Raw genomic sequence first — 12384 nt, forward strand, 5'->3', positions numbered from 1 at the left:
TCTTTCTATACTTCTTATGAATTTGTATTGACTAGACTTTCTTAGATGCTATAATAATACCTAGATATGCTATGCATAGTAATTCTAAGTATAAAAGGAGAAATTTTGTGAAAGTTAATAAAGAACTACTTAAGGGTTCTACTGTAATCTTGTTACTTAGCTTGCTTGAAAAAAAGCCAATGTATGGATATGAGATGATAAAAGAGCTTAAAAATAAATCTAATGGAGTATTTGAATTTAAGGAAGGTACTCTTTACCCCATCCTACACTCTCTTGAAGACAATAATCTTATAGAGTCTTATTGGGATGATACTGAAGGTGCACGTAAAAGAAAATATTATAGGATTACTGAGGCTGGCAAAAAAGAAGCTAGTGAAAGACAACAGGAGTGGAGGGTATTTACCGAAGCCATGGGACAAGTGTTATGGGAGGGATAGCATGGAGTTAAAGGATAACGAGAGGATAAAAGCTTATCTAAACAGCATATGTTGTGAAATTAAGAATTCAAAAATACATAGTGATATCCAAGAGGAATTTAGAGACCATATTGAAGAGATAGCTTTAGAATATATGGATGGCGGCTTTTCTGAAACTGAAGCAGTAAATAATGCAATAGCACAAATGGGAGATGCAGCGGTTATTGGCCTAGAGCTTAATACAATTTATAAGCAAAAACCTGAATGGAGTGTAGTAATTTTAACTTTAATTCTTGCTACTGTTGGATTATCAATAATTTTCCTTATAGACTCTAGTAAAATACTTGGATATTCATTATTTTCAAAAAGTATTGCTGGTACATTAGTAGGTCTATCCTTTGGCTTATTTCTCTACAATTTTGACTATATGAAAATTAAAAGCTGTTCCATTTATATTTACCTTATAACTGCGATGATTATGGTTTATACAATAATATTGGGTATAAGTTCTAACGGACAACCCTATTTATTTATTGGAATGCCAATTAATTTCATAGATATAAGCCCTACTCTATTTATTATTTCTCTGGCAGGTATGCTTAGTGATTTTAATTATAGTGGTGTAAAGAAAATCCTGTACGTCCTTATCCTGCTTGTTGTTCCCGTTATTTTGATGACTGTAGGTCACTCACTTTCAGCTACCTTGACTTATTGCACCTCAGTTTTAGTACTTTTGATTATGTCTGGAGTAAAGATAAAAAAACTTTGTATATTTTTTATTTCCTCCTTTGCAGCTTTTAGTTTTTATCTGTTTATAGCGCCATACCACATGAATAAACTATTAATACTTTTAAAGACAAATATTGATCCTTTAGGAAAGGGCTATTTTAATAGTCAATCAAATGAACTATTTCACTCAGCAGGTAAATTTGGACATGGATTAAGCCTTAAAGGAAATGCTCTTCCTGAAGCACACACAGATTTTATCTTCACCTACATAGTGTATACCTTTGGATGGATTGCTGGACTTTTGCTTACTTTACTAATAATAGCCTTTTTAGTAAGAATGGCAAGTATCACACTTTATGTTAAGAATAGCTACGGAAAACTTTTAATATATGGCTTTATCTCAATATTTACTGTTCAGTTTTTGTGGAACATACTTATGAATTTAGGATTTGTTCCAATAACCAGTATGAATTTGCCTTTCATAAGCTACGGTAATTCACAATTTGTCATAAATATGGCTATCATAGGCCTCATATCAAGTGTGTATAAGCAAAGAAATATAAAAGCTAGGGCAACTTACTAAAATAATGAGTTTATTTTAAAGATTTTAAATATGATTTATAGGAGTAAAACTTTTATGAAATTAAGATTAGCTAACTTTATCCCCTTAATATTTGCAATACCTTCTGTCATTATGGGAGTGATAGCAATGTATCACAGTAAGGTTCCCACTATTATTTGGGCACAAAATATTGGATTTTTAGTAGTAGGATCGATTATCTCATTTTTTATAGTTTCAAGTAAATATAAAAAGAGAAGCAACATCTTTTATATGATTTCTATATTAATATGCTTACTATTTCTAATGCTGACCTTTGTTACTCCAAGCATGAATGGAGTTCATAGATGGTTATCCTTAGGTGGTATAAGATTCAATGTTTCAATGATAGTATCCCCAATACTTATAATAACTTTATGGAAAATGTCTAAAGTAATTGATTATAGGCTCTCAGCAGTTATAACAGTTGTTATATCCGCTTTACTATTAATTCAGCCTGATGCTTCTGAGCTAACTGGTTTTGCTATCCCAATGATGGTGATACTATGCAGTAGCACTGAAAAAAAATATCTTCGCACATTTTTGGTTGGAGTTCTTTCTATATTAGTTGTACTTTCTTGGGTGTTTTTAGATACCCTTCCCCCAGTAACCTATGTTGAAGGAATATTAAATTTAGTGGGCAATATGGGATTAGTATTTCTTGTACTAGGAATAATGTTTCTTATAATATTGCCATTACCTTTTATACTATCTCCACCAAAGGACCTTAAGATTCCTTCAATATGTATAGGGCTGTATTTTATCATAATCTTAACTTCTACATTTTTTGGTAACTTCCCAGTTCCTTTGATGGGTTATGGAATTTCTCCTATAATAGGATACTTTATAGCAATAACCTGGTATGCAAAGTCTAAAATTAACGCTTAAAAATAGATATACAGTAGCTTTTAGAGATTTTAAGTCTAAGGCTACTGTATATCTATTTTTTATAGTTGAAATTATCAATATCATAGCTCTACTTAATATTGTCTACTATCTAGGATTCCTATGACTATGACACGATTTAAAGCTTTTAAAACAACATATCATAATATCTTTTAATAGTATCTTCTAGTTCTAGTAGGTTAACATTCCTTCCAACTCTCATTATTTCTTTGCTATGAGCATAAAGTATCATTAATGGAAAGGAAAAAACATTATGCTGTGCTGCTAATTCTATTTGTTCTTCACCATTAATATCAATTAGCTTTACTTTAGAATAAGCTTTTAATATATCTTGAACCTTACTTCTAATAACTTCACAAGCTCCACAAACAGTATTGCTAAAATACAATATGACTATTTCATTATTGCTAATAATATTTTTGATGTCCTCATTATTATTTGCTATTAACACTAGTATCCTCTCCTAAGCCTTCCTACTTTCTCCAGAAAGTTGAACATTCTATTTTATCCGTAATATTAAATTCAATTATTTTCTCAAGTAAGGAAAAGTCAACTGCACTATCCCACGGTATACGTATAAGCTCTTTGCTGCAGCTATAACCAGCCTTAAGAATTTCTTCTGAGAAATGATTAAGACCAGCCTTTTCAGGTGAAACAGCCAGGTGATGCTTTGCTACGCTAAACCCAATTATAAAAGTGCCGTGATCAGTAAACATAGGCTGACCCCATGCAATTCTTGTTCCTAAACTAGGAAACCTCTTAATTATCCAAGCTAAAATCTCTTCGACTCTTGCTCTATTCTCAAGGTTATCAATACGATCTAAATATTCTTGAAATACTTCCATGTTAATTCCTCCTAATTATAGTAAATTGTTTTATATTTAATTTCAAAATATGCTTTAACAGCGCCTAATTTTAATGCTGAATAAAAGCAAATTCACGGGATTCCTTTCTAAACTCAGTTGGAGTCCTCCCTCTCTTAGACGTAAACTGTTTTATAAAATAGGTGTCGTATTCAAAACCAGTAGCCCGTGCTATTTCGTTTAAGCTCATATCGGTATGGGTTAGAAGACTCTCCGCAACCTTTAAGCGATATGTAAGTAAATATCCCATTGCTGTAAAGCCGCATAGCTCCTTAAACATTTTATTTAAGGACACTCGATTTAGATGTGCACAGCTTATTAGGTCTTCTAAACTTATTTTATCACTGTAATTTGTATGTATATATTCTAAAGCTAAATCAACTGGCGACTGCTCATTTTGGCTACTTAGTTGTTCAAGCAAACCTAATATTTGTATCAGATACTTTTTTATCCTACACACCCAAAGGGGATCGCTTTGTGCATATACCTCTGTTCCCATGATAAAGAACCATTCGTATAATTTAGGGTAAGCTTTTTCAGTTACAGTATATACTCCACTATTTATATCATTCTTCTTAAAAAGAGAAAGACCTGTTTCTATTTTCAAAGAATTTGACATATAGCCCTTATCTTCAGAAAAATAAGCTGTATTAAAGAAATCAGGATGAAAACAAAAGGACTGTGCAGCAATGTTTTGATTTTCCATAACTTCTATTTTATCATCCTTTTCCAAACAAAGAATACTTGGAGCAACAAGCTTTATTGGGTAATCATTCAACTTTAATTTAATGCTTCCGCTGGTTATAAAAACTATAGTAAATCTCTCCTCATAAGGGAGTTTATAAAAGTCTTCTTTTGCAACAAATTCAATATAAACAGCTCTATTCTTGTAACGGTCCATTTGAGGCATAAATTCCCCTCCATTCTACAGGTCCTAGCTCAACTATTAATTTACACATGCTAAAATTCATAGGTGCATGATTTTCGAACAAGTATAACTTAAGTTTCGATGTAGGAATCCTATACAAATAGTATAGTTCGAAGCTTCATTTATCTCATTGTATCATAATTTCTAAATGATAAACTATTGTTATAGAATTACTGGTGGTTATGCATAAAGGATTTCTATAGCACAAACTATATTTATGCTTACTCTATTATCATGATATCTAGTTTCTTCACATCACTAAACCTAATGTTTAGGAAAAATCCTATTAGGATGTCTATAACTAATAGCTTAGATATAATTTGTTTAGCTTAACAAAACTATACTCAATATGAAGGGAGAATACTTATGTCTATAGAACGCTTTAATATAAAAGTATCTGATGAAGTACTTGAGGATTTAAAATACAGACTAGACCATACTAGGTTTCCAGTGCAGTTAGAGGGTTTAGGCTTTGAAAGAGGTACTGATATAAATTATCTAAAATCTCTAGTTTCTTATTGGAGAAACGAATTTGATTGGCGTAAACAAGAAGAAGAACTAAATAGTTTTAATCAGTTTCACTGCGAGGTAGATGGGATTGATATTCACTTTATTCATGAACGAGGCAAGGGACCTAATCCCATACCAATTATCTTAACTCATGGATGGCCTGATAGTTTTCTCCGCTATAAAAAGCTTATACCTATGCTTACGGATCCAGCTAGCTATGGCGGTGATCCTTATGAATCCTTTGATGTAATCGTGCCTTCAGTACCTAACTTTGGTTTCTCTAGTAAACCTCACCATGGTGGTATGAATAACTATAAGGTTTCTGAACTTTTTGCAAAGCTAATGACTGAAAAACTTGGCTACAGTAAATTCGCCGCAGCAGGAGGAGATATTGGTTCTGGTGTTACTAGGTATCTAGCTTTTAATCACCCAGAGCTTCTAATTGGAATACATCTAACAGACATCGGCATCATTAAAGATATCATGGCCTCAAAAGATGAAGATCTTTCAGTGGAAGAATTACAGTATAAGAAGAATGCTGCTTCTTGGATGTCTAAGGAGGGAGGTTATATATCCATTCAATCCACAAAACCTCAGACCCTTGCCTACGGACTTTCTGATTCACCTGTAGGTTTGGCCGCTTGGATTATTGAGAAATTCCGTGACTGGAGCGATTGCAAAGGTGATTTAAATAACAGTTTTAGCAAGGATGCACTTCTCACAAATCTAATGATCTATTGGGTTACAAACACCATAGGCTCCTCTGCAAACATGTATTATGAAAACGTCAATTCCTTGCCAAAGCTAGGATATATAAGGGTGCCTACAGCCATAGCTCTTTTACCAGCGGATATTTTGCTGCCACCAAGAGAATGTGCTGAAAAAAACTTAAATATCACTCGCTGGACTACACTTCCTAGAGGCGGACATTTTACTGCAATGGAAGAGCCTGAGCTTATGGCTGAAGATATTAGAGCATTTTTTAGAGCTTATAGAAGTTAAAACAAACTTTGAGCTAGCTATAAAAAGTTTATAAAGCCATTTATATATGTATGTTTAGCTAACTTGAAAAATTTATATTTTTTATACAGTAAAAAGCCGTGCATATAAGGAGATTTATGTTCCTTACTATGCACGGTTCTTGCTTTTATTAAGCTATTTTATGCCTAAATTTTCATAACTACAATAACCTATTTTTAGTTTATGATACTTTTAATATTATAACTTACAATAGCTTATGGCAACTATACTCTTCCAACTGCTGATAAATAAATTACAAATTCATCTTCTCCATCTAGACATAACATATTATCAATTAACTTTTGATCATATATTCCTATTGCACAGGTTCCGCAACCTATTGCTTCACTTGCAATATAGAGATTTTGACATACATGCCCCACATCTATTAATATCTTTTTGTGTGCTGTAATGTCAAACTTCCATTCAGCTCGATAAGGTATTGTACTCCATACAAATAACACGGCACTTTTTGATGCAAAGTTTGGAGCAAATGGCTGTCTTGGCGTTGCTTCATCGATTTTACTGCTCATTTCATTTATTTCATACATAAATAACAGTTTATGTCCAATTGGAATATATCTATAAATACCTTTAGAAAGTCCTTTTACGTTGTTTATAATAAGATATGTCTCAAAGGTATGGGATGCACCTCCGGATGGTACAGTTCTTAAGGTTACTGTATCATTACCAATAAACTTCTGAACTCCTTGTGTGGACCATAGTAAGAAGGAAAGTTCTTCTAAACTAATGCTCTCTTCTGAATACTTTCTTACACTTCTTCTATCTTCTATGCAATCTAATACATTAGGTTTTATAAGTATATCCTTACTAGGCTTTGGCAGCTCTATAAGCGTAGCGTTCTCATCATATTCCTTCTGAAGAGGAGCCTTAGGTAATTTTTTCTGTGCATCTGTCTTTATTTCATCAAGAATCTCAAAATTAGCTTTTAAAAACTCCCTGTTTTTATCATAACGTCCCATCACAGCACTTCCTTTACTCTAAATTCACCTATAATTATACTTGCACTATTTGTAAAACTCCGTAACATTAATCACCTTTAAAAATTTTCTTTAAATAATACGCCTTATGACGCTATATATCAAAATGTAAAATCATTAACATTCACATAAAAAAACAGATAATCCAAATTTGAATCTAGATTATCCGCTTAATACATAAATTAAATTTTTATTTTATCATTTCCTTCAAATCTTTAAGTATTACAATTTTTCCTCTTTCCAATTGAATGTATCCTAACTTCTCCATACCCTTAAGCTTTCTACTAACAACTTCACGAGCTGAATCCACTTCAAGGGCTAATTCACTATGAGTTGTATAAATTATTTTACTATTTTTGCTTAACAATAGTTTTATAAGCCTTGCCTCTATAGATTCATGCAGCCTCTCTTCTTTGTTTTCAATGACAGAGCTAAATTTTCTATGCAAATCTTTATAAATGTATAATAGAAATTCTTTATCCATCATAATGTATTGTTTTACTATATCCATTGGTATAATGCATATTTCAGAATATTGAAGTGCTTTTCCCGTTATATTCAAAGACCCTATATTAGCTATGCAACTTAAGGCTTCATGGCAAAATTCTCCTTCTTTAATATTATATAAATTAGTTTGCTCTCCATTTGGATTAATTTTTTGTATGTTAATTATGCCTTTTAGTACAAATACTATTCCATCACAGGTTTCTCCAGTTGCTTGTATATTCTCATCTGCAGATAAAGTCTTAAAATGCACTTGCTCACTTATTATTTTATTATTGTTTTTATCAATTTCCTCTAAGATAGGATATCTTTTATATAATAACTCAATATTTTTCAATCTATTATTTGATGTTATTTTAGCATCAGTCATATTTACTTCTCCCCATGATTTTATATAGATGTACCTCTTCATATAAATAATTTATATTGTCCAAAATCTCTTTTCAAAAGCTAGAAGAGTTTTGAGAATATCTTTTTAATCGAAATAACACATCTTTATATATTATAACTCTACCTGTGATATGATATTGCCTTTTTAGGACATGCCGTAGCACATTTTCCACATTGTATGCAATCCGGGTGGCTTAATACATCTCCTTTATAGTAATAAGGAACTATACCAAGTGGACATTTCTTTTCACAAAGCTTACAGGAAACACAGGTATTTGATACCTTTAATACATTTTTACTTTTCCTAAATTTCGAAACTATTGAGGCCAAGGTTCCCATAGGGCAGAAGCTACACCAGGTTCTATGATTATATATAAGTGATAGTACCACACCTATTATAGTTGTTACAACAATCAATCTATAGAATACCATTCCTATGCCATAAAGATCTCCCCAATTTTTATATACACCAGGAATAAATACCGCCATCATTATAGTTAGTACTATAGCTTTAAAGTAATAGGATTTGAATAACTTAGGTGGTTTTCTCTTACCACTAAATTTAGAAACTACATTATCATAAAAACTTCCTCTTGGACATAAATTCCCACACCAAAACCTCCCTTTAAAAATAGAAATTATTATGGGTGCAATCATACATATTATCGCTGCTATAGCAAATCTTAAATCAATTAATCCAAGTACTATAAACCCAATCAAAATTATAAACGAGTATTTTTTCCACAGTTTCAGAATATTGCTCATTAGTTTCCCCTCCAATTCATTTCATAAAACAGATATTTAATCACTGACCTTTTAAGCTGATATATCTCTGGCTTCCTAGTGCAACTATTGGTCTACAGCTTCGAATTCGTCAGTTCTTTCTAATTATATAAAATACTGTTTTACTTCTCTGTAACTTAGTCACACACCTAAATATGCAAGTATATTAATATAAACAATATTCCAGTTCCAAATAAAATCTAGAAATACAAAAAAACAACCATAAACCTATATTTAAGATTCACGGTTGCCCATCCTTCACTTAATCGTAAAATTATTTTACTTATATCTAATGTTGAAGCATATATGCGAGAACTACGTCAGCTTGTATCAACATGCTCAAATATATACAATAATCACTTGAAAACATGAGTAAAAAATACAATTAACATTCCTATGATAATACCTATATCTATACTAATACTTTTGTCTCCCTTGTCCTTTTTAAGCATTGATAAAACTTTTCCGATTATAACCAAGAATATTGCTATCCCTATGGATATTTTACTAAAAGTTGAACTAAAAGGATTATTAGTAATCATAACTATAGAAGCTGGAATTAAGATAATTGCTAAAGCTATTAGATACAATGTTCCACTCAGATTTTTATTCTTTATAAATAATATTAAATCCAATTTATTAAATTTCATTTTACCACAACCTTAATCTTTTATTTCTTTAGCTTTTTATAGGACTATTTTACCAAAATCCTGTTCCTAACACAAATAAGATCCCAATTAGAAATATTATTTAAGTTTACCAGTCTCTTTTCTGTTGTCGAAGGACTAATTTTCCGAATCCCACCCCAGCAGCCTTTTCTCAAGATCATCAAAATCATATTGCCTCTGAGGATAGTCAGTAAACTTTAATGCTTTTCCTGTTTGCTTTGGTAGCTTTGGTCCATCTACTTCTTCAGTCTTTGGATAACCTTCCTTCTCCCAATTTTTTAATATACCATTGATATAACTTATAGAAAACTTGTCATTGGCTACAGCTTTATCTATTGCATGCTTTACGTTAATAGGCTTATGCTGCTTAATTAAAAGCTTTAAGTTGTTTAAATTAACACCTTCTGAGCTTCCAGTAATGTTCATATAATAGTTAGAGAGAGACTGAGTAGTTTCATCAAGATCCACTGAAAAGTTATAGTTATCATTAACTTCTATGCCTTCGTTTTCTTCCTGAAAATCTATTGTATTATTTTTATTCTTATGGATTTCTGTATCTGTTTCTTTTTCTGTTTCTGTATTTGTTTCTGTTCTTGTTTCTGTTCTTATTTCTTTCTCTTTATTGTCCACCTCTCGTGGTACGATTCGTTCGGAGGCAGAACTTGGCCTAAAAAACTTTTCATAAAGCTTTAACATTACTTCACTTTTAATATTTTCTGCTATATATTCAATTAAACTTATGTCCTTTACTAAACCTAGTTCCTTTGTTAAGCAGTCAATTACAGGCTTGCCCCCTTTTGCTAGATTGTATTTACCCCAATTTTTTAAACCAAGTTCTCTGGTTTCACTATTATACCTAATAAGTTTATGATGATTTATAAATCTATTCATTAAAGCATCTACTGACTCACAGCTATATCCAAGCTCCAAGGCCATCTGCTTTTTACTTATGGTATAAATACCTGTACTTGTGGTATTAGGATTAGTTAAAAGATATAAGTAAAAGTATCTGTCCTCTGCTGTCATCTCTTCCATTATCATTGGGTCCTTCCAAAAATCTATATAAACAACTCTATATTTCATAATTATTTATCTCCTTCTCCTCAATATTATTACTCTTCAAATTCTCAAGTCCCTCAAAAGTTTGCTTTAGTCCTTTCTCCTTACAATACTTTATATAATTTTTCATAGTTTTTATATTCAAAGCAAATACCTCCTTGTATTTATCAAATATTTTTCTATTTTATCAGCACATCGCTTTGTTTAACTTTTCCAACTAAACTCTGTTACTAAACAACTATATTCTTACATTTTTCTTAAACTTCTCCATTTATTCTCCAATTACATAAAATATATGTTTTAATATCATATATAACAGGCATGAAGAAAAAAATTTTTATTTAATAATAAATAACATTACTGGAGGTCGAAATTTATGGATTATGAACAAATTGAACACTTAGTTGTAGCAGCTAAAACTAATGAGTTGAAAGCAAAAGAAATGTTAATGATTGAGTTTACACCTTTCATTAGAAATTTATCTAGAAAGTCTATCGTTCATGGTTACGATAGAGAAGATTTACAAAACGAATGTTATAGAACCTTGTTCAAGTGTATTTTTAAATACAACTGCGAAAATCATAGATTTGTAGGCTATGCCACAAATGCTATTAAAAATACTATGAATAACTTAATTAAAGTATCAGTTAAAAGATCTTCTGCTGAGGGTGCACAAGCTTTAATAATGGATGAAAGAATGGAGAATAAACTTATAGAAGATGATGAACTCTTTGAAGACAGGATATGTAATCAAGCATACAATAGCAGTATTAAAGATTTTATTAGTGAACTAAATGATACTGATAAAGAAATCATTAACTTTGTTTTCTTTGAAGAAAAGCAATTAAAAGAATACTCAGCACTTAAGGAGGTTCGATATACCACCGTGGTTAACAGAAAGAATACTGCTCTTAAAAATCTTAAAAAAATTATGGACAATCATAATGCTAGTCAATATATAAACTAAAAGCCTGAAGCAAATTGCTTCGGGCTTTTCTTTTATTATATAAATTTATATTTATTCAATGTTCGCTACCTCAAGAAATTTCTAGGAATTTATAAATAACATGAAAATGATCTATTTCACGATTAATTGATTGATCAAATTAAATAAACTTATATATATCAAAATATCTAGTGTCAACGTCATTAATGAAAATTTCACATAACTGTCTAGTTAGCTGTAAAGCAAGCCAATTTCTCAGTTCAATAAGGCTAATTCTTTTCAAGTTTCACTGAAAACATGTAGTTAATTAGAAGAATATTTATATATAGTATATTTTGCAACAACCACACTACTATTTGCGCAGGCTCTACACTTACATTATATTTTTCCTTTATATAGTTATATATCAATTAAATGTTGGTAAATATCTATGCAGAAAAAACGGACAACCCCGGTGTTAATTTTTATTTTAAAAAAGTGAACTCCTAATTCTTATCTCATCAGTTCTTATAAATCTATTTCCTTCGAATAATCTATCGTATATCAAGCCCATATAATCAATCACCTTATCCAAGTTCATAATTATGAAAAAACTAAGATATCTTTGAAGATACTTTGAGGCCACCCCATGGAATATTGATAGCCATTTTTTCAAATTTGGCCAAAGATATTTTATCTTATACTCAGCTTCTACCTTAATGGATTTATTCCTGTTATTTCTATTGTGCCTTATTGCTACTGAGTTTATATTCCTGTCCGAGCAGGGAGCAATGTATGAATCTTTTTCTATTTTAGAATAAACTTTTTCATCGAAAGCAACTTTATCCCATTGATACTTAAATTTAAATATTGGCTTTATAAACATAGAGTCTTCTTGTCCTTTTGCACCAATAATCCAAATATCTTCTCTTGGAGCTCTGAAGGCTAGTATTTCTGCATCTCTGCACCCTTTAAAGCTTTCTTTTATAATAACTTTTCCTATATGTACAACTCCTGATAAACTATCTGGAGTTGAGTCTATACTTAGCGCCTGAAGTATTTTATGTCTCCAATAAAAAGCTGT

General features: G+C 31.2%; 15 protein-coding genes. 5 read left to right on the plus strand and 10 right to left on the minus strand.

The features are described 5' to 3' along the window. The first annotated feature begins 107 nt into the window (after positions 1 to 107). From JHL18_RS16265 to JHL18_RS16275, 3 genes are read left to right on the plus strand one after another with little or no spacing between them, the layout of a single operon-like run. Positions 108 to 437: a helix-turn-helix transcriptional regulator gene (locus tag JHL18_RS16265; RefSeq protein ID WP_200271093.1), complete on the plus strand. Its 330-nt coding sequence runs from the start codon at positions 108 to 110 to the stop codon at positions 435 to 437. A 1-nt stretch (position 438) separates the two neighbouring features. Next, the gene (locus JHL18_RS16270; protein WP_200271095.1) at positions 439 to 1728 is read left to right on the plus strand and encodes an FtsW/RodA/SpoVE family cell cycle protein; all 1290 of its coding nucleotides are present in this window, start codon (positions 439 to 441) and stop codon (positions 1726 to 1728) included. Positions 1729 to 1782: 54 nt separating this feature from the next. After that, a complete protein-coding gene (locus JHL18_RS16275) occupies positions 1783 to 2631 on the plus strand; it encodes an FtsW/RodA/SpoVE family cell cycle protein (RefSeq protein ID WP_200271097.1) in 849 nt (282 codons plus the stop codon). A gap of 145 nt (positions 2632 to 2776) precedes the next feature. Here the strand turns inward: JHL18_RS16275 and JHL18_RS16280 are convergent, their stop codons facing one another. The 3 genes from JHL18_RS16280 to JHL18_RS16290 all read right to left on the minus strand — a co-directional run bounded on the left by JHL18_RS16280 (position 2777) and on the right by JHL18_RS16290 (position 4422). After that, a complete protein-coding gene (locus JHL18_RS16280; RefSeq protein ID WP_200271100.1) occupies positions 2777 to 3100 on the minus strand; it encodes a thioredoxin domain-containing protein in 324 nt (107 codons plus the stop codon). A 22-nt stretch (positions 3101 to 3122) separates the two neighbouring features. After that, complete coding sequence (locus JHL18_RS16285) at positions 3123 to 3494, minus strand: iron chaperone (protein ID WP_200271103.1); 372 nt, start codon at positions 3492 to 3494, stop codon at positions 3123 to 3125. Positions 3495 to 3564: 70 nt separating this feature from the next. Next, entirely contained in the window at positions 3565 to 4422 is an 858-nt protein-coding gene (locus JHL18_RS16290) for a helix-turn-helix domain-containing protein (RefSeq protein ID WP_200271105.1), read from the minus strand. Positions 4423 to 4806: 384 nt separating this feature from the next. Here JHL18_RS16290 and JHL18_RS16295 point away from each other — a divergent pair, with 384 nt between their 5' ends. Then, positions 4807 to 5952 carry an epoxide hydrolase family protein gene (locus JHL18_RS16295; RefSeq protein WP_200271107.1) on the plus strand — a complete coding sequence of 382 codons (1146 nt, stop codon included), beginning with the start codon at positions 4807 to 4809 and terminating at the stop codon, positions 5950 to 5952. A gap of 242 nt (positions 5953 to 6194) precedes the next feature. Here the strand turns inward: JHL18_RS16295 and JHL18_RS16300 are convergent, their stop codons facing one another. From JHL18_RS16300 to JHL18_RS26315, 6 genes are all read right to left on the minus strand, one after another. Next, complete coding sequence (locus JHL18_RS16300; RefSeq protein ID WP_200271109.1) at positions 6195 to 6953, minus strand: SagB/ThcOx family dehydrogenase; 759 nt, start codon at positions 6951 to 6953, stop codon at positions 6195 to 6197. A 208-nt stretch (positions 6954 to 7161) separates the two neighbouring features. Next, the gene (locus tag JHL18_RS16305) at positions 7162 to 7845 is read right to left on the minus strand and encodes a Crp/Fnr family transcriptional regulator (protein ID WP_200271111.1); all 684 of its coding nucleotides are present in this window, start codon (positions 7843 to 7845) and stop codon (positions 7162 to 7164) included. Between the two features lie 140 nt (positions 7846 to 7985). After that, on the minus strand, positions 7986 to 8630 hold the full coding sequence (locus tag JHL18_RS16310; protein ID WP_200271113.1) for a 4Fe-4S binding protein: 645 nt from the start codon (positions 8628 to 8630) through the stop codon (positions 7986 to 7988). A 374-nt stretch (positions 8631 to 9004) separates the two neighbouring features. Continuing rightward, positions 9005 to 9298 (minus strand): hypothetical protein, encoded by a 294-nt coding sequence (locus JHL18_RS16315; RefSeq protein ID WP_200271115.1) that lies wholly within the window; start codon positions 9296 to 9298, stop codon positions 9005 to 9007. Positions 9299 to 9433: 135 nt separating this feature from the next. Continuing rightward, positions 9434 to 10399 (minus strand): DnaD domain protein, encoded by a 966-nt coding sequence (locus JHL18_RS16320; RefSeq protein ID WP_200271117.1) that lies wholly within the window; start codon positions 10397 to 10399, stop codon positions 9434 to 9436. Continuing rightward, on the minus strand, positions 10389 to 10520 hold the full coding sequence (locus JHL18_RS26315; RefSeq protein ID WP_274600973.1) for a hypothetical protein: 132 nt from the start codon (positions 10518 to 10520) through the stop codon (positions 10389 to 10391). Before JHL18_RS26315 ends, JHL18_RS16320 begins: the two co-directional genes overlap by 11 nt. 231 nt (positions 10521 to 10751) lie before the next feature. Between JHL18_RS26315 and JHL18_RS16325 the strand changes: the two genes are divergently transcribed. Next, the gene (locus JHL18_RS16325) at positions 10752 to 11342 is read left to right on the plus strand and encodes a sigma-70 family RNA polymerase sigma factor (protein ID WP_200271120.1); all 591 of its coding nucleotides are present in this window, start codon (positions 10752 to 10754) and stop codon (positions 11340 to 11342) included. A gap of 448 nt (positions 11343 to 11790) precedes the next feature. On the opposite strand, the gene JHL18_RS16330 is transcribed toward JHL18_RS16325, so the two are convergent. After that, positions 11791 to 12384: hypothetical protein (locus tag JHL18_RS16330; RefSeq protein ID WP_200271122.1), on the minus strand; the 594-nt coding region annotated here is incomplete at its 5' end.

It is taken from the genome of Clostridium yunnanense (genome assembly GCF_016595795.1).
Taxonomy (GTDB): Bacteria; Bacillota; Clostridia; order Clostridiales; family Clostridiaceae; genus Clostridium_AR; species Clostridium_AR yunnanense.

What these genes read in the sequence shown, in the direction of transcription:
- JHL18_RS16270 (WP_200271095.1), top strand. Translation starts at nt 439, where the DNA reads ATGGAGTTAAAGGATAACGAGAGGATAAAAGCTTATCTAAACAGCATA.
- JHL18_RS16275 (WP_200271097.1), top strand. Translation starts at nt 1,783, where the DNA reads ATGAAATTAAGATTAGCTAACTTTATCCCCTTAATATTTGCAATACCT.
- JHL18_RS16285 (WP_200271103.1), bottom strand. Translation starts at nt 3,494, where the DNA reads ATGGAAGTATTTCAAGAATATTTAGATCGTATTGATAACCTTGAGAAT.
- JHL18_RS16290 (WP_200271105.1), bottom strand. Translation starts at nt 4,422, where the DNA reads ATGCCTCAAATGGACCGTTACAAGAATAGAGCTGTTTATATTGAATTT.
- JHL18_RS16295 (WP_200271107.1), top strand. Translation starts at nt 4,807, where the DNA reads ATGTCTATAGAACGCTTTAATATAAAAGTATCTGATGAAGTACTTGAG.
- JHL18_RS16300 (WP_200271109.1), bottom strand. Translation starts at nt 6,953, where the DNA reads ATGGGACGTTATGATAAAAACAGGGAGTTTTTAAAAGCTAATTTTGAG.
- JHL18_RS16305 (WP_200271111.1), bottom strand. Translation starts at nt 7,845, where the DNA reads ATGACTGATGCTAAAATAACATCAAATAATAGATTGAAAAATATTGAG.
- JHL18_RS16310 (WP_200271113.1), bottom strand. Translation starts at nt 8,630, where the DNA reads ATGAGCAATATTCTGAAACTGTGGAAAAAATACTCGTTTATAATTTTG.
- JHL18_RS16315 (WP_200271115.1), bottom strand. Translation starts at nt 9,298, where the DNA reads ATGAAATTTAATAAATTGGATTTAATATTATTTATAAAGAATAAAAAT.
- JHL18_RS16320 (WP_200271117.1), bottom strand. Translation starts at nt 10,399, where the DNA reads ATGAAATATAGAGTTGTTTATATAGATTTTTGGAAGGACCCAATGATA.
- JHL18_RS16325 (WP_200271120.1), top strand. Translation starts at nt 10,752, where the DNA reads ATGGATTATGAACAAATTGAACACTTAGTTGTAGCAGCTAAAACTAAT.